The organism is Anaerococcus sp. AH8042_DFU013_CI05, assembly GCF_047936775.1.
Classification (GTDB): domain Bacteria; phylum Bacillota; class Clostridia; order Tissierellales; family Peptoniphilaceae; genus Anaerococcus.
This window is the reverse complement of the sequence record NZ_CP175954.1, coordinates 1,529,794-1,548,070: the sequence shown is the minus strand read 5'-3', so window position 1 is coordinate 1,548,070 and position 18,277 is coordinate 1,529,794. Positions and strand designations below refer to the sequence as shown.

Below are 18,277 nucleotides of genomic sequence, written 5' to 3'. Positions count from 1 at the left end.
AATATACCTACTTAATTAATTTATCTAAATTAGATCCCTTGATTTGGTCACTAGACCATGGGATTATTGTGAAGCTTCCATCTGTGCGCTCGTCAACCTTATTTATCCATTCTAGCTCACTATTAGCCTTAGCTTGTAGGGTCTTATTAGTAGAGCCAGTTTTGTATATGGATGAGTTTATAATCCACCACTTGCTATAAATTCCTGCTCTTTTTAGGTCTTCTTCAAGTCTCTTAGACTCATAGAAAGGAGTAGGTTCTGCAAGTGTTACAATTAGCACTTCTGTTTCCTCACTATTTTTTAGTCTAGGTAGAAGTTTTTTTGCTGATTCTGGAACATTACCTTGGTTTTTTTCTATCTCTTGGTTGTAGGATTCTGTAGAATCTAGAAGCAGAAGTGTATGGCCTGTTGGAGCTGTATCTATAACAACAACTTCACTATCAGCCTTATCCACCACATCTGCAAAGGCTCTAAATACGGCAATCTCTTGAGTACATGGTGATCTTAAGTCTTCTTTTACATACTCTAAGTCATCATAAGACATGGTTTTTTTAGCATTTTCTAGAACTTCTTCTTGGTATTTTTTAAGCTCTTGATCTTCATCTATATGGCTTATAGTTAATAAGTCATCTTCTTCAATCATGCCAGTCAAATGGTTGGCTGGGTCGGTTGTAGTTAGGTGGACCTTTTGTCCCTTATCTGCAAGTCCTTTGGCAATAGCAGATGCCATAGTAGTCTTTCCTACACCACCTTTTCCCATGGTAAAGATAACTTTTTTCTCATTCTTATATAGATCATCTATTATATCTTTTAGGCTAGGGGTTTCATCTATGCTAATATCTACATCACTAGTATAGTCCTTATCCTCAATCAGAAGTGATCTTAGGTTTTCGATACTATTTAAGTTGTATCCCCTAAGTGGGATAAAGAAAGTTTCAAGATCCTTAAGACCTTCTGGCATCGCATCTAGGGATTCTTTTTGTTTTTTATAGAAAGCTTCAGAAACTTCATCATCATGGCCACTTAATAGACCATTTATGATAAGAATTTGATTGTTAATACCTAATTCTGATAGTTCATTAGATGCTCTATTTGCTTCAAGAAGAGGAGTTTCCTCAGGTCTTGCAACTAATACTAAGCTTGTAAGCTTGCCATCAGCTAGAGTATCTACAGCAAATTTGTATGTTTCTTTCTCTTCTTCTAGACCTGATAATTGACCTAGGCATGAAGCTCCGTGAGTACTTTCGCTGATAAAGTCAGTCCAAGCAGAAGGAAGTTGGAGCATCCTTAGGGTATGGCCAGTTGGCGCAGTATCAAATATTATATAATCATATTTATCTTTAAGGTCTGGAGCAGTTATAAACTTAGAAAATTCATTGAAGGCAGCTATCTCAACAGTACAAGATCCGGATAATTGCTCTTCCATATTTTCTATTACACTATCAGGTAACTGTCCTCTGTAGGGAGCAACTACGCTTTCCTTGTACTCATTGGCTGCTTCTATAGGATCTAAGTTTGCAACAGTAAGCCCATCTACACCTTCTATCCTCACACCCTTATTATCAAGCTCTGTTTCAAAGACATCTTGAAGGTTTGAAGCAGGGTCAGTACTAATTAATAGGACTTCATTGCCCTCATCAGCTAGGCTTATTGCACTAGCACAAGCAGTAGAAGTCTTTCCTACTCCTCCCTTTCCTGTGAAAAATAAGTATTTAGTTAGGTCAATTTGCTTAATATCAAATTGTTTCATTTAGACTCATCTCCTTTTTCTTATTGCTATTAGCAGCATCCACTGCCAGAACAGCAAGATCCACCATCATTACTTGTTTCTTCCTTAGCTTCATCAGATATAAATAACATTTCATAAAATTCTTCATTGCTAGGATACTTACCTGTCATAACAATTTCATCATTAACCATTACAACTGGTAGGATATCTCTACCTTTTTCTCCTAAGAGACCATTAATAGTTTTGTTTTCTACAAACTCTTTAGTATTGCTAGTTAGGTTATATCTTTCAATGCTAGCTCCACTTTTTGTAAGTTTATCTATCAAAGTAGATACTCTCATCAACTCTTCATCTGGGCTTGGTCCACATACACCTGTTGAGCAACACATAGCATCTTCATAAATATACATCTTTTTCATAAAATCCTCCCTTAAATTAAAATCATAATATATGTAAAAAATACATATAGACATATTCAAATACTTCTATATGTTTTAGAAAAAATATTTGCCTAGGATTTTATACCTTGCAAATACAGTCATCTTGGATATGAAATATGAGCTTTAAACCATCCTCAATCTCATCTAAACGATCCTTATTTAAAGAGTAGTAAGTATTCTTACCCTCTCTTCTGCTAGCCACAAGACCAACCTCTTCTAGCTTTCTCATATCATGAGATAAGGTAGGTTGGCTTATATCAAATTTTTCAAGTATCTCACAAGCACAAAGCTCATCGCAAGATAACATATCTATAATCTTAAGCCTCTTAGGATCAGAAATTGCCTTTAACTTTTTAGATATATTTTCATAATCAACACTCATAATCCACCTCATATAGAAATATTTCTATATGTTATGATACCGGTGGATTTTGTGGTGTCAAATGGGTTTTTAATAAAAAACAAAGTTAAGAAATAAATTCTTAACTTTGCTTTATCATACTTTATTTTTTTCTATATATATCTATAGGTTTACCATCCCTATTCTTCCAATCTATCCATCCGTTTGCATTTTTGCCAACTAGTATCCAAGCTGCCATTGAAGGAGAGCTGCATATTAAATCTTCAACTAGAACTCCATTTTCAATAGGAGCAGACTTTACCACTTCTGGCGGATTTTTATGGCTGATAGGTGCACAAATGGCACCCTCTTTTAAAGTCAATTCGCCATCTTCTACAACTAGTTTACCTTCTACTTTACCAAACCCTCTTACGTTTCTTGATAGATAGTACTCACCGTTTGGAATTAAATCTATCCCAGATTTGGCTTCTAATTCTCTAGTGGAACTGATGAATACTTCTTTTTTGCTTTCTTCTTTTGGATAGACTTGTAGACCTTCAAATGAAGACAATAACTGCACCACCAGATCGACATCAAGGGCAAATAACTCAGTCCCTGGAACTCTGCTCTTAGAAAAGATCTCATCCAAAAGTTTCTCTTTTTCATCGTATTGTTCAACTTCTATAGCAAATTTTCTCTTAAGTCCAGTTACATTTGCATAGCCATGTCTTTCCAAATTGTACATCCTGCTATCAAAATTATTCAAATCAGTCTTCCCAATCTTTATTAGACCAGGAACAACTGTTGTCATTACGTATATTATTCCTTTTGGCATATTCTCATTTCTTATTATATTACTATTATCCTATTTCTATATCCCAATATTTATGAAAATGAGAAGTTGATTCTTCCTTTTCAAAACACTCTTTCATCATCTTCATTATATCATTCTTAGTTCTGCCATTTAATTCTGCCTCTAGGTCATCTATAGAGTGAGAATTTACATTAAATAATTTTTCTGCACCTAAGACATTACCAAGCATTTTTGTTTTGTTAATACCATTAAATTTTGTAAATGTTTCTATTATCCTCCTTATAGGATTTAAAAGCATAGACTCACTAGGAGCACACTCATAAATAAAAATAAGTTCTTGCCATAATGCTTCGTAATTGGTTTTAAAATCCTCCTCTTTGTTATTTAATATACGAATATTGGATTGATAGCCATCAGACTCTAATCTAATAAAATTATTATCAATATAGCTATTTATTCTAAGGCTATATTTATATTTCATATTTAAATAAAAATGGTTGTTATGAGTTAAAATAATTATTCTATCATTGTTTCTTATATCTTCCTTTATAACCCTATTTAATTCTTCAATAATTAGGTATTGCATTGTATCATCATTTGAAGTCATAGGATCATCAAATACTACTATTTTGTTTAGATGGCTATTAGGATTATTAATATCATTTAATTTATGAGTAAAATAAAGAAAAGCTATAATATTTTTTTCACCTGTAGATAATTCTGTTATATTTCTTATCTTATTAGTATGGACCGAACGTATTTTATAGTAACCTTTGAAATTGTCATCTTTCAAATACTCCAATTTAAAATTAACGTATAAATATAATTTCTCATTTATCTTTTTTGCTAATAATTCTTCGCTCTTTGTTTCAGACTGTAATATCAATATTTCTTCTTTTATATCTCTAATCTCGTTATTTAATTCCTTAATCTCTCTTTCTTTTTTTTCTACTAAGGATTTATTGCTTTCATAATTTGTTTCTAGTTTGTTTAAGTTTATTATCTTCTCATCATAATTAAACTCATCTAGATAAATTTTAACATTATGTAATCTCAAAAGCTCTTTAGCTTCTTCTATTTTATTAATTATATTATTCGAATTATTCTCTTCAGCCTTATTATTGTAAGATTTTATTAACCCTCTTATATTATCAGGAATTTGGATCTCTAGTTCGGGGGATGAATTAAATATATCTTTTAATTTTTCTTCACTAGCTTTCTTCAGTTCAATTAAAAACTTACTAATTGAATGTTTACTATTATTTATCTTATCTTTAATTACTATGACCTCTTCATAATACTGTGGATAAAACTCATTTATATTAATATTAATTTGATTAATTTCCTCTATGCATCCATCTAAAGCTTTTATATGACCAGTAATTTCGGATTTAAACGAAGTAACATCGTCAGCAGAGAAATATCTTAATAGCTTTTTATACCTTTCTTCACTAATAATATTTCCACAAAAAGCGCAAGAATCTCCTGATTTATGTATTTCTAATCCTTTTTCCGCAAACATTCTTTTATTATGGTCACCAGATATTTCTAAAATTTCTTCTCTCTCCTCTACTTTATCTAATAAAATTTCATTAGTTTTTCTAAGTAAGTCATTAAGGTTAATATCTATATTAGTAATATATTCTGCTGTTTTTTCATCTGATTTTATAACTTCTTTATTTTTAACTACCTCATCTTCCGATATTAATCTAGCCCTATATATCTCTGATTTAAATTTAGTGCTATTGTATGATGTAGGGGATATTTGAGGATTAGTTTTATTTTTTATTTTCTTTGCTGATTGTGAATAGAATTTTTCAATTTTATTTTTGAAATCTTCATATTCTTTTTTAGACTTTGATAAGTGAAAATATAGGTTATCTTTATTTTCAATATTTTCCTCTATATCATTTTCAATCTCTTTAATTTTAATATTTGTATTTTCAATTTGTAGTTCTAGTTCTTTAATTTTTTGATCAATATCATTATTTTTCTCTCCTAAAACCACAGCATTGAGTTTACCATATCCCCCGACGATTCCTTCAAATCCTTGAAAAATATTAACATCATAATCATTTGATTGCTCACTTATAATTGAAGTTAAGGTTGACTTACCGGTTCCATTCTTGCCAAATATGAACGATATTCTTTTATCAATTATTAACTTATCATCTGAAAATATCGTGTTATCTTCTAAGTTTAGCTCTAATCTTTCCACTTTTTATTCCTTTGATTATTTTTTTCTTTTTATTATTCTTTACTTTTATAACTATTTCTATATCATATAGCTATAAAAAATTATTAGTTTAAAATCTAAGTTTATTTTTGCTTTAAATATACATTCTTAATAAGTATATTTATTATTATTATACGTTAATTAAAAATAATAAATCATATCTTATACAGAATTTATATCCATTTCTTATTTAATTTAAATAAATTATTTCATATTCCAGTTTCAATTCTTCACTAAAACCTGATACAATATTATTAATAGCTAGTTTTTACTACATTAGATTCGAGGTTTTTTATGACACAACCGTTAATAGATTTTAATTTTTATCCTGTTAGGCTTACTCTAAAGAGTCTGCTAAAGGATAAATCTACTAAAAAAAATATAATATGGGCTACCAATACTTATGAGTACTTGGGAGCTAGTTTTGATGATAGGTCCGAAATGAAGGAAGGTTCTTTTACTCATGGATTTGCTCTAAATCCTAGGACTAGCAAGAGTGCAGAAATACAGCTTGATCGAACCAGGAAAAAGGCTGAGGTCTATACCCCATCTTGGGTTGTAAATTATATGAATAATTATTGCGATGAGGTCTGGTTTGGTAGAGAAAATGTCTTTAATATCCAAAATGGTGAAGCTTGGGAACCTGTAAGGGATATAATATCCTTCCCCGAAGGCAAGACTTGGCAAGACTATGTAGAGTCTAGAAGATTAGAAATCACTTGTGGAGAGGCGCCCTACTTGGTGTCAAGGTATGATGCAGCAACTAGCGAGCCTATAAGACATACTATAGATAGGATAGGTATCCTTGATAGGAAACTTAGGATAGTTAATGAAAACACAAATACTAAGGAAGAATGGATTTTGTGGGCTACTAAGGCTGTTATGTCTTGCTATGGATATGAATACCAGGGCGATAGCCTACTTTTAGCTAGGATAAATGTTCTGCTGACCTTTGTAGAGTACTTTGAAAGGCGCTGGGATGAGGATGTAGATAAGAAAACACTCAAAAAACTATCCAATATTATATCTTGGAATCTATGGCAGATGGATGGTCTAACAGATAATGTGCCTTTTGGGGCACCGATTGGTGAAGATAACCAGATTAGTATGTCAGAGGTCGATAAAATGGTAGAAGTAGAAAAGGAAGAACCAGTAGCATGTAGAATATATGATTGGAAAGCAAACAAGTCCCAGACTTTTGAATCATTAAAGGAGAGTGTATGAAAAAATTTGATTTTGTTGTGGGTAATCCCCCTTATCAAGAAGAAACAATAAGCAATCCAAAGGGAAACAATCAAAAAAGAACAAAAAATATTTTTCCCCTATTCCAAGAACAAGCTGATAAGATTTCAAATATATCATCTGTATTAATTTATCCTGGCGCAAGATGGATTCACAGATCAGGTAAAGGAACAAGTACTTTCGGATTAGAACAGATTAATGATAGTAAATTATCAACTTTAATCTACTACCCTGATGCAAATGAGGTATTCGAACAAGTTCAGATTTTTGATGGAATATCAATTGTATCTAAGGTTTACTCTAAGAAAGATAAAGGATTTAAATATATTTATAAAAATAAAAATGAATCATTAAGTATTTTCTCTGAAAATCCAGGCGATAACTTACTACCTCTCTATCCAAAAGATAACATTATTAATAATAAGATTGAGCAATTTGTTAAAAATAATAATTTAAGATTTATAAATGACAGAGTACTTCCTCAAAAATTTTTTGGAATAGAAAGTAATTTCATAGAAGATAATTTAGATAAGAGCAGACCATTGTCCGGAAACGAAAATACCATTAATTATGATACTGAAATAAAACTTTTTGCAAACGACAAATCAGGAAAAGCTGGTAGAACAAAATGGTTTATTGTCAATAAAAATTTAATTGAAAAAAACAAAGAATTTATAAAAAAATGGAAAGTAGTTGTATCTAGCGCAAATGCTGGTGGTCAAAAAAGAGATAATCAAATAGAAATAATTGATAATAAATCTGCATTTGCTAGATCTAGAGTTGGACTGGGAATATTTGAGACCGAAAAAGAAGCAATAAACTTTTTTAATTATTGTAATTCCTATATAATAAGATACTGTTTTTTAATGACAGATGAAAATCTCTCATCTTTAGCCAAGAGAGTACCTGACATATTAGATTATACTAGTAAAAATCAATTTGTAGATTTTGATAAAAATATAGATAAGCAGCTAAAAAAACTAATGTTCCTATCCTCAGATGAGATGGAATATATAGTCACTAGAGTTGATAATATAAGGAGTAGCAATAATGAATAAAGCTAAGATAGATACTACAAAACCTGCTGTCCCTGTTTGCTATGCCTATACTACACCTGGGGTTACCTACCATGAGGGATGGACTAAGATTGGATATACTGAAAGGGATGTTGAAAAGAGGATTAGAGAACAAGTAGCTACTGCTGGCATTAGATATAAGATAGAATGGGCTAATGACGCTAAATACGAAAGAATCAATCAAACATTCAAGGATACTGACTTTCACAAATACCTTATAAATATGGGTATAGAAAAAGAAGATGGAAAAGAATGGTTTAAAATCGATCCTGATTCGGCTGAGTTAAATTTTTTTAAGTTTAGAAAAAAAGAATTTTCCTATGATGATTTAGATCAAGCTATCCCATATAAGCTAAGAGCAGAGCAAGAGGATGCAGTAAACAAAACTATTGAGTATTTCAAAAGTCATAATAATCCAGAGTTTTTGTGGAATGCTAAGCCACGTTTCGGTAAGACTCTGGCTTCCTACGACCTATGTATGAGGATGGGCTTTGAGAAAATACTTATAGTTACAAATAGACCTGCCATTGCTGATTCTTGGTACAATGACTATCTTAAGTTTATAGGACCAAAAAGTGGATACTTTTTTGTAAGCCGCGTAAGTGGTATTAAGAATGAAAAGTATGTTTTTTCAAGAGATGAGTACATGGATTTACTCAATCCTGATACAAGTAAGGGTTGTATAGAATTTGTAAGTCTACAAGACCTAAAAGGTTCAATACATTTTGGTGGTGATAAGCCGAAACTTGAAGAAGTAGCTAAGACAGACTGGGATATACTCATAATAGATGAGGCTCACGAAGGTGTGGATACTTATAAGACTGACCAAGCCTTTAATCAGATTACTAGGTCTCATACCCTTCACCTTTCTGGAACACCTTTTAAGGCCTTAGCTAATTTTAAATTCGAAGATAATGCTATATATAATTGGACCTATGCTGATGAGCAAAAAGCAAAAAGAGACTACAAAAGCAAAGAGCTAGAAGAAAATCCCTATGAAACTCTACCTAAACTTAATCTTTTTACTTATCAGATGTCAGATATAATAAGAGATGAACTTGACGATGGTATAAACTTAGATGGAGAAATGGTTGAGTATGCCTTTGACCTAAATGAGTTCTTCTCGACTAATAATAGTGGGTCCTTTGTCTATGGCAAGGATGTAGATAAATTTTTAGATGCACTGACAGATGAAAAAAGAACTAAGTTTCCATTCTCTACCCCAGAACTCAGGGAAGAGATTAAGCATTCTTTTTGGATTCTAAATAGGGTTGACTCTGCAAGAGCTCTTAAAAGTAAATTGGAAAAAAATCCTATATTTAGAGATTATAAAATAATACTTGCTGCAGGAGATGGCAAAACTGATGATGAGATTATTACAAAAGATAATTTAGAGAAAGTAAAGTATGCTATAAAGAAATACGATAAGACTATTACCTTATCAGTAGGCCAGCTTACAACTGGGGTAACCATACCTGAATGGACAGCTGTTCTTATGCTAGCAAATATGAAGTCTCCATCCTTGTATATGCAGGCTGCTTTTAGGGCACAAAACCCATGCTTGTTTAAAAATGGAAATGAATACCTAAGAAAGAAAAATGCCTATGTATTTGACTTTGACCCTGCTAGGACCCTGGATATTTTTGAGAAATTTGCCAATGACCTAATCCCTACTACAAGTGGTGGCGGTGGAAATGAGGAAACTAGGAAAGATCAAGTCAGAGAGCTATTAAACTTCTTCCCTGTATATGGTGAAGATGAAAACGGAATTATGATTGAGCTTGATGCTGAAAAAGTTATGAGTATTCCTAGAAAAATAAAGTCAGTTGAAGTTGTAAACAGTGGCTTTATGTCAAACTTCTTATTTGCAAATATATCTAATATATTTAGAGCACCAGAAGTGGTTAGAGAAACTCTAAACAAATTTAAACCTTATAAAGAAAATAAGAAATATGATCCTGTTGATATAGATGATGATACAGCTGATAGTCTGGACCTTGATGAAAACGGAGATGTGAATATATCAGAAGCTAAAATTATTGGAAAGGCCCAGGATGTATTTGGGCAAAAAATCTACGCTGATGTAGAAGATAATTTCAAAAAAGCGGAAGAAGAAATATCTAATATAAAAGAATCTTCTAAAAATGAGATGGAAAAGTTCGTAGATGCATATAGCAAATCAATTAGCCAACCTATGGTTGATGCTGCTAAGGAAACCTACAAAGACCAGATATCCAAATCTTTAGAAAAACAGATCAAAAAATCTATAGAAGATAGAGTTGAAGCAACCGTCAAAAAAGAATATGCAAGCTATGAAATAAAGAAAAATGAACTATCATATTTAAAGGAAGAAGAATTAGAATATTCAACATCTTCAAAAGAATCAAGCCTAATAGAGGAAAAATTTAAAAATTTATTAGAACAACAAAAAGAGGAATTTAGCAAAAATATTAATCAAGCTTTCAATGACCTAGATATAATAGAACAATCCAAAAATACTACAGTAGATATTATAGAAAATGATGTTAGAGAAAAACAAAAAAAGACTATAGAAGATGATATTAGAGATAGGCTTAGAGGTTTTTCTAGAACTATCCCATCCTTCCTCATGGCCTATGGAGATTACAATACCAGATTATCTAATATTGATTTGATAATACCGAACGATGTATTTTTGGAAATGACAGGTATAAGCATTGAGGAATTTAAAGAACTAAGGGATGGTTTCGACTATGAAGATGAAGAGAGCGGAGAAATTAGACATTATGATGGTAATCTTTTTGACCAGAGAGTTTTTGATGATTCAGTTAAAGAATTCTTGGACAAGAAAGAAAGCCTAGCCAACTACTTTGATGAGGATGTAAAAAGAGACATTTTTGATTATATCCCACCACAAAAAACTAACCAAATATTTACGCCAAGAAAAGTAGTTAATCAAATGTTAGACCTGCTTGAAGAGGAGAATCCAGGATGTTTCGACAATCCAGAATTTACCTTCATGGATCCTTACATGAAGTCTGGTCTATATATCGCTGAGATTGTTAAAAGATTGTATAGAAGTGATAATATAAATAAGACTTATCCAGACCAAAAAGATAGGCTAAATCATATCTTTAATAAGCAGGTGTATGGATTAGCTCCAACAGAAATTATCTACAGAATAGCTACAAATTATATCCTAGGATTTAGTAAAGATATAAAAATAGATAAACATAATCTAAGACTTCTTGATTCTCTAGATAGTATACAAAAAGATAGATTTGAAGAAAATTTAGTAAAAATTTTTCCAGAATTAGATAACTAATAAAATTAACTTTATGATTTCCTTAGAATAGGTATATACAAATAAGGAATCTGACTTTATATAAAAAGTCAGATTCCTTTTCTTTTCTATAATTCTTAATTACTCATATCAGGATATATTTCTAGTATCTATAAAAAATACTATTTATTTCTGTGCATAAATATTTTATAATATCCATATTAATTTTATAGAGAGTTTTGAAAATTATAAATTGAAAATCATTCAGGAATTAGAACCTCACAAATCTGTTCATTCTTCGATATGGGTACCCATACTTCTCTAATATGCTTATTCATAATTTCTAAGCCGTAGAAAGAACCCGCTAGCTCAATTGCAGAATCTATATTATTTTCATTTAACTCATCTTGCTTAAATTCTTTCGCATTTTGGTATAATTCACCATTTATTTCATTACTATTTAAGAAAGCATTCTTCTTCTCTTGAAAAGAATTGAAGCCTTTATACTTCTCTTTAATCCTAAATTTTCCTAGATATTTAAAGGCTTCTTCAATTGATAAATCTGATAAATTGAAATAACCATAATCTTCCTGTATATAATTAAATAAACTTTGATTTCTTGTTTCTGGTTGTTTTAATAAAAATATATATAGATAATCTTTCTTACTTTCTTCTAACTCTAGAATTTTATTAAATCCAACTTTACTAAATGATGCAATGTATGGACTAGATGATGTTTTAAATTCATTATCAGTTTGGAATGATGGGGCTACAACACTAAATAATTTAGATCCTGAACTATAGTCTAAATTTTTAATTTCATTATATTTACAATACAACCTATTATTCTTATTATAAACATTTAATAAATACAATGCTGCCATCGATTCCAATAGGGCTTTAATATTACCTTTAGATATATTTTTGTATCTATTATGCTTTAATTCTTGATAGGTTTTTTTCCATAAAGTTTTATACTTAATATGAGCATCCTTTAAAGGAAATAGTATTGAGTTCTCATCAGATAAATCAAAATTTAGTGACACTATATTTACCTGTTTATTAGTGAAGTTCCATTTATTATGTAATAATTTTATACAATCCGAATCAAATTTTAAATAATGCTCTTTTTTCTTCGGTTCTCCCCCATTTTTAAAATATAACTCTTTAGAAATGGCTTCTATTTCTACCCCACATCTTACTATTAAGTCTGCTATGTAAGGAGAATATACATATAGTTGATTGAAACTAAACTCATCTAAATCATTTTTTATTTGAACCATCTTATCACTTATGTATATATGGTGTGAAAGATCTACTAATTCATTTTCTAGTTTTATATACGTTTGCCAATATAGGTCTGACTCTCTCATAGCATCTCCTTTACAATAATATTCTGTGTCTAATAGGTGATTTTCTATCCTCATTGGCATCCATCTGTCTACGCAAATCATCAGAGGCATCCCAAAATATTTGGTAAAGATTAATAGTAACTTCCATATTCCACTTCTTATTAGTACAATTTAACAAAAATAGTCAATTAGAAATAGAAATTTAGCTATTAATTCCGATTGCCTATTTAATATACAATATATATTGATGTCCACGATTGTGGATTAGTATTGTATCAGAATATAGTATAGAGCTATATATGTAATAGTTTGTAGTGAGGTTATTTATGTGATGGTCAAGTATCTTGTACTATCACAATTTTTTGAGAACTTTTTTATATTTAATAAGAATCAAGTAGAAATCTGATTCGAATTAGTTAGTTATAAGTGATTTTAAAAATCACTTCACGAGAATTATTATATTAATTTATTAGAAGTTAAATTATTCATTAAGTTCATTAACAATCTCTTCTCGGAGTTTTTTATATTTATCCTGATCAAATTTATGTTCTTTACCATAAATATCCGAAACTATACTCCAAAAATCTTCAGCTTTATTTTTATCATATAAATCAAGTCGAGATTTTATATCTACAGCAGATATAACTTGTTCTTTAATCCATTCATCGTTAACATCTTCAATCATTGTATTTTCCAACCCAAACTTAGGGCTTTCACTTATAAAAGCTATTTTTTCCAAGTATACAATAACATCTGTATAAGTATTAGCCTTTCTATCCGTTACAGCAATATTCTTACTGATAAATATAGCCAAGATTGAAACAATTAATGCTACAATAGCTACTAATAATCCGACTATTTCAATAATGTTTAATTCATTTATATCATTAAATTTCATATATATCTACCTCAAATAAATTTTAATTATATTTTAACTTTTACTGATTTAATTATATACCCAGACACAATAAACAGAATATATAATCATACATTTTTTTATATTCTTTTATAGTATTCACTGATTAAGTTATACCCACATTCTCTATGTAAATTATACCATATATATTAGGAACTATTCCGATGGAAGTAATTTAATTGTTCTATGTTGATTTTCCCGACTAAAGGCTCCTCTATCTTAAATACTACATGTCTTACAGACTGTATCTCTATCTTGGGAAAATTTAAAACTATAATACTATATCTAGGTTTTAGTCTATAATATAAAAAGATACAGATATAAAGAAACTATAATATTTAGCCAATTGCGGCTAAACTCCTCTATTCAACTTATCCAAAATTTTTTTGACTCGGATTCGGATATAAGGTTATCATTCTCAGATTCATAGCTTAACACAAATGTAGCTAGCTTAATTTTTTCTTCTTTATTAAACTTATCTAGATCCTCTTTGCCCCAATCCTGAATAGTGTTATATATTTGATTATCTGATACAAATTTTTTATATATTTCATTGTAGAATTCCCATCCGCCTTCTCCATTTCCATACCATCGATGAGCTAGATTGCACACAAATCGCAGCATGAATTGTTCATCTGACATCAAGGCCGATAAAAACTTATATTGTCCTTCTTTATCTATTATTTCCCATTCACCTAAAAAGAAAGGAAATTCCAGTATTTCAAACATTGCTTCTGGTGGATTGATATTATAAATTTTATCTAGATACTCACTTTCTAGTAAGTCTAATTGTTCAGAACTTATAATTTGATTTTCTGGATTTTGCGGACTATGTTCTATTCTTCCAAAAGCATACCCTTGATTGTTGATTATAAAAGAGAAGAATCCCAAAGCTTTTATATTCATATTTTTTAATGATGTTTTTAAAACATCAAATCTTTCATCGTTTGTTTTGATTCTTTCAAATGAGCTATATACAAATCTTTCAGCTGAGCGAATTTCAGATCTAGGAGAATCAATTGTTTCTAAGTATCCCATATTCTCTATAACTGATTTGGTAATTATTTCAAGACGGTTATAAGATATTTGCTCTACCATTGAAGTCAATTCATCTAACAAGTATTTGATATTACCTGAAGAGGTAATGCTCTTTATAGTTTCTTGCAATGAGTCCTTATCATATTTATTTATGATGTTCTCAATTTCTGCATTCGAAACTTTTACGCTATCTAAATCAAAACTAAAGTATAAATTAAATTTTTCTGGATGGGCAAGTCTTTTTTGTCGTCTTAATTCTGATTCTGATTCAAATATTGAATAATTTTTATTTAAATCTTTATCAAAAGTTTGGAATAATGAAGCCACACTTTTTATAGATGTGTCTGGATTAAGCTCTAAATCTATAAATTCATTTATATATATTTTTTCAAAATCAGGCTGTTCTTTAACACTGAGTATATAATTTGATGATTGGTTATATACTAGATTATTCTTGTTAATCCTAATCCACTTGTACAAATCTGGCTCTAAGACCTCAATAGTAGATAATGCTAGTAAATCAACTACACATGTTTCTTCCTTTAGAGCGTAGTACTTAAATTGAAAAATATTTATCACCCTATTCATATCTCTAAGTGTACTAATATAAGGCTTTATGCAATATTGAAATATACGATCCCAGTATGCTGTACTGATTGTTATATCTGCATCATCTATGATAGCATTAACCTTGTCAATAAATAAATTTTCTACCTTAACTTTATCTAGTTCTGGAATTTCAAAAGGTACTTGAATAATTTTTTCTAAATAAGAATTACCATCAATATTATGAACTTCTGTAAGTGCTCTAGAAACTATTTCCTTATCCATTAATAGTATATATATTATATTAGGAAAGTCTCCTACTTGTTTAACTAGTTGGAATATATCTCTTATTTGGCTATTAGATAATCGATCAATATCATCAATTACTACAATAATCTTTTGAGATGATTGGCTTAAAGCTTCTTCCAGTTCACTTTTAGTTTCCTCTAGGCTAGGTAATTTATTCAAATCCGATTCCATATATTCAGCTCCAGATTTTAATAAAAGTGAGAGACTAGAACCAATTGTAGGAATTAGAGATAGGATATCTAGTGTGTCTTTGTATTTAACTAGTACTTTACCTAATTTCTTCTTTAAACTATCATTTGCTTTTTTATTTATTTGGGCTTCTAAATCGTTAAAAAATAAGCTTATGAGATTGTTTTTATCAGAATAATTCCAAGGTGAAAACTTAATTATAATAGGTTTATTTATATCGCTAGCAGAGGATTGTTCAATTCTACTAATTGCCATATTAGCAATCGAGGATTTTCCTGATCCCCATTTTCCATATAAGCCAATAACCAACCCGTCTTTACTATCGTAATTCATAATAGAGTTAGCAAGATAATTTGCAAATGTTGACCTTCCTAGAGAATCCTGATAGTCAGATTCAATTGGTTTGTCTGTGCTAAAGTTCAATTTTCTATCCTCCATATATTTATGTACAAATCAATATTTCATAATATTAAGTTATTGATAATATACTATTAATAATTTAATATTATACCTACTATTTATAAATAACTATATTGCTGGTTCAGTTATAATATTTACTAATCTTTTTGACTATACTTATTTTTGTTCTTTATCTATTCAAATCTGTATATAAATCCTTACACTTTCCTTACACTTATATATAGCAAAACCCCAGGAATCTTCCCGGGGTTTTTAATGGTTTATTTATAAACTAATTATTTAAGTGTAGCATACATGATTGCTTTGATTGTATGCATTCTGTTTTCTGCTTCGTCAAATACTTTTGATTGGTGTGATAAGAATACTTCTTCAGAAACTTCTTGACCATTTAGTTCGTATTTGTCACCAAATTTGTCATTGATTTCTTTACCAATTGTTGTGTTTAGGTCGTGGAATGATGGTAGGCAGTGCATGAAGATTGCATCTTCTCTAGCATTGTCCATTGCTGCTTTGTTTACTTGGTATGGGTGAAGTTGTTCAATTCTTTCTGCCCAAACTTCTTCTGGTTCTCCCATTGATACCCAAATGTCTGTGTAGATTACGTGTGCATCTGTTGTAGCTTCTTTTACATCTTCTGTAAAGTGTACTTTTGATCCGTGTACTTCAGATAGTTCACGTGCTAGGTCTTGTACGTCTTGTTCTGGCCATAGGTCTTTTGGACCACATCCTGTGAAGTTTACACCTAGTTTAGCACATGTTACTGCTAATGAGTTTGCCATGTTGTTTCTGCAGTCACCCATGTATACAAAGTTGATGCCTCTAAGTTTACCAAAGTTTTCTTTGATTGTTAGCATATCAGCGATCATTTGTGTTGGGTGCCATTTGTCTGTAAGACCATTCCATACTGGTACTCCAGCGTTTTCTCCTAGTTCTTCTACTAGGTCTTGGTCAAATCCTCTGTATTCGATACCATCATAGAATCTACCTAATACTTTTGCTGTATCTGCGATTGATTCTTTTTTACCCATTTGGCTTGAACCTGGATCTAAGTATGTTACTCCCATTCCTAGGTCATATCCTGCTACTTCGAATGAACATCTTGTTCTTGTTGATGTTTTTTCGAATAATAGTGCGATGTTTTTGCCTTCTAGGTATTTGTGTGGTGTTCCTGCAAGTTTTAATCTTTTGAATTGTTCTGATAGTTGGATTAGGTAAAGTACTTCATCTTCTGTGAAGTCTTTGATTGCCATTAAATTACGTCCTCTTAAGTTAACTCCCATTTTAAATCTCCTTTATACTTTCTAAAATATTACTTAATATATATTACAAAATGCTTTATTTTGCATTTTATAAGCGTGTTACCTTTATTTTGTTACCCATCTATTTTGCTTTTAATCACGGGTGGCTTAGCCGTTTATGATTTTTGTTCCTACTTCTCCTGATAGAGCATATGCTGCTTTTTCAAGAGATGTGATGATTGCTGTTCCGTTTGGATTTTCTTCGATAAATTTGATGCATGCTTCTACTTTTGGTAGCATTGATCCAGCATGGAATTGATTGTCTTCGATGTGTTTTTTGATTTCACTTACTGTGATTTCGCGAAGTTCTTCTTGGTTTTCTTTACCAAAGTTAATGTATACTGAATCTACGGCTGTTAGTATTAATAGTGTATCTGCACCGATATCTGATGAGATTCTGCTTGCTACAAAGTCTTTATCGATTACTGCATCTACCCCTTTTAGTTCGCCATTTTCATTTAGAACTGGGATTCCGCCACCACCACCTGTGATTACTACACCATCATTGTCTAGGTGGTTTGTCACTGTTGATAGTTCTACTACTCTTTGTGGTTTTGGGCTTGGAACTACTCTTCTAAATCCACGACCTGCATCTTCTTTAAATGTGTATCCATCTTTTTTGCTAATTGCATCTGCTTCTTCTTCTGTGTAGAAGTTACCTATTGGTTTTGTTGGATTTTCAAATGCTGGGTCTTTTGGATCTACTTCAACTTGTGTTACTACTGTTGCTACTTTTTTGTCTATATTTCGAGTTGCTAATTCATTTTCGATAGCTTGTTGTAGGTGGTATCCTATATAGCCTTGGCTCATTGCCACACATTCCACTAATGGGAATTCTGGGATTGTTGAGTCTTCTTTTGCTGCTAAGGATAATGCAAGATTGATTACTCCTACTTGTGGTCCATTTCCGTGAACTACTGCTACTTTATCATATGTTTCAATGATGTCTGCAATTGATTTTGATGAACCTTTTACAGCTTCTAATTGTTCTTTTGGGCTATTGCCTAGGGCATTTCCACCTAGGGCTACTACGATTGATTTCATGTATCCTCCTGAAAGTTAATAATGGT

The 18,277-nt window shown here is 30.9% G+C and carries 13 protein-coding genes; 3 read left to right on the top strand and 10 right to left on the bottom strand.

Translation table 11 applies throughout. The features are described from left to right. Positions 1-7: 7 nt before the first annotated feature. The 5 genes from arsA to ACKRLN_RS07905 all read right to left on the bottom strand — a co-directional run bounded on the left by arsA (position 8) and on the right by ACKRLN_RS07905 (position 5,541). Positions 8-1,750 (bottom strand): arsenical pump-driving ATPase, encoded by a 1,743-nt coding sequence (arsA, locus tag ACKRLN_RS07925; protein ID WP_416334810.1) that lies wholly within the window; start codon positions 1,748-1,750, stop codon positions 8-10. 29 nt (positions 1,751-1,779) lie between these two features. Beyond that, positions 1,780-2,148, bottom strand: coding sequence for an arsenite efflux transporter metallochaperone ArsD (gene arsD, locus ACKRLN_RS07920; protein ID WP_416334809.1), 369 nt, complete (start codon positions 2,146-2,148; stop codon positions 1,780-1,782). Positions 2,149-2,248: 100 nt separating this feature from the next. Then, complete coding sequence (locus ACKRLN_RS07915) at positions 2,249-2,551, bottom strand: ArsR/SmtB family transcription factor (protein WP_410031570.1); 303 nt, start codon at positions 2,549-2,551, stop codon at positions 2,249-2,251. 121 nt (positions 2,552-2,672) lie between these two features. After that, on the bottom strand, positions 2,673-3,344 hold the full coding sequence (locus ACKRLN_RS07910) for a DUF4357 domain-containing protein (protein ID WP_416334808.1): 672 nt from the start codon (positions 3,342-3,344) through the stop codon (positions 2,673-2,675). Between the two features lie 25 nt (positions 3,345-3,369). Beyond that, the gene (locus ACKRLN_RS07905; protein WP_416334807.1) at positions 3,370-5,541 is read right to left on the bottom strand and encodes an AAA family ATPase; all 2,172 of its coding nucleotides are present in this window, start codon (positions 5,539-5,541) and stop codon (positions 3,370-3,372) included. 312 nt (positions 5,542-5,853) lie between these two features. On the opposite strand from ACKRLN_RS07905, the gene ACKRLN_RS07900 reads away from it, so the two are divergent. From ACKRLN_RS07900 to ACKRLN_RS07890, 3 genes are read left to right on the top strand one after another with little or no spacing between them, the layout of a single operon-like run. Next, positions 5,854-6,783 carry a restriction endonuclease subunit M gene (locus tag ACKRLN_RS07900; protein ID WP_416334806.1) on the top strand — a complete coding sequence of 310 codons (930 nt, stop codon included), beginning with the start codon at positions 5,854-5,856 and terminating at the stop codon, positions 6,781-6,783. Continuing rightward, positions 6,780-7,859: an Eco57I restriction-modification methylase domain-containing protein gene (locus ACKRLN_RS07895; protein WP_416334805.1), complete on the top strand. Its 1,080-nt coding sequence runs from the start codon at positions 6,780-6,782 to the stop codon at positions 7,857-7,859. Before ACKRLN_RS07900 ends, ACKRLN_RS07895 begins: the two co-directional genes overlap by 4 nt. Further along, a complete protein-coding gene (locus ACKRLN_RS07890; protein WP_416334804.1) occupies positions 7,852-11,181 on the top strand; it encodes a DEAD/DEAH box helicase family protein in 3,330 nt (1,109 codons plus the stop codon). Before ACKRLN_RS07895 ends, ACKRLN_RS07890 begins: the two co-directional genes overlap by 8 nt. Before the next feature lie 218 nt (positions 11,182-11,399). On the opposite strand, the gene ACKRLN_RS07885 is transcribed toward ACKRLN_RS07890, so the two are convergent. The 5 genes from ACKRLN_RS07885 to arcC all read right to left on the bottom strand — a co-directional run bounded on the left by ACKRLN_RS07885 (position 11,400) and on the right by arcC (position 18,251). Further along, positions 11,400-12,512 carry a hypothetical protein gene (locus ACKRLN_RS07885; protein WP_416334803.1) on the bottom strand — a complete coding sequence of 371 codons (1,113 nt, stop codon included), beginning with the start codon at positions 12,510-12,512 and terminating at the stop codon, positions 11,400-11,402. Positions 12,513-12,972: 460 nt separating this feature from the next. After that, on the bottom strand, positions 12,973-13,389 hold the full coding sequence (locus ACKRLN_RS07880; protein WP_416334802.1) for a hypothetical protein: 417 nt from the start codon (positions 13,387-13,389) through the stop codon (positions 12,973-12,975). A gap of 384 nt (positions 13,390-13,773) precedes the next feature. Then, positions 13,774-15,927 carry a KAP family P-loop NTPase fold protein gene (locus ACKRLN_RS07875; RefSeq protein WP_416334801.1) on the bottom strand — a complete coding sequence of 718 codons (2,154 nt, stop codon included), beginning with the start codon at positions 15,925-15,927 and terminating at the stop codon, positions 13,774-13,776. A 257-nt stretch (positions 15,928-16,184) separates the two neighbouring features. Next, positions 16,185-17,189, bottom strand: a complete 1,005-nt coding sequence (argF, locus tag ACKRLN_RS07870) for an ornithine carbamoyltransferase (RefSeq protein ID WP_416334800.1) — start codon at positions 17,187-17,189, stop codon at positions 16,185-16,187. 126 nt (positions 17,190-17,315) lie between these two features. Then, positions 17,316-18,251 carry a carbamate kinase gene (gene arcC, locus ACKRLN_RS07865; protein ID WP_416334799.1) on the bottom strand — a complete coding sequence of 312 codons (936 nt, stop codon included), beginning with the start codon at positions 18,249-18,251 and terminating at the stop codon, positions 17,316-17,318. Positions 18,252-18,277 lie beyond the last annotated feature (26 nt).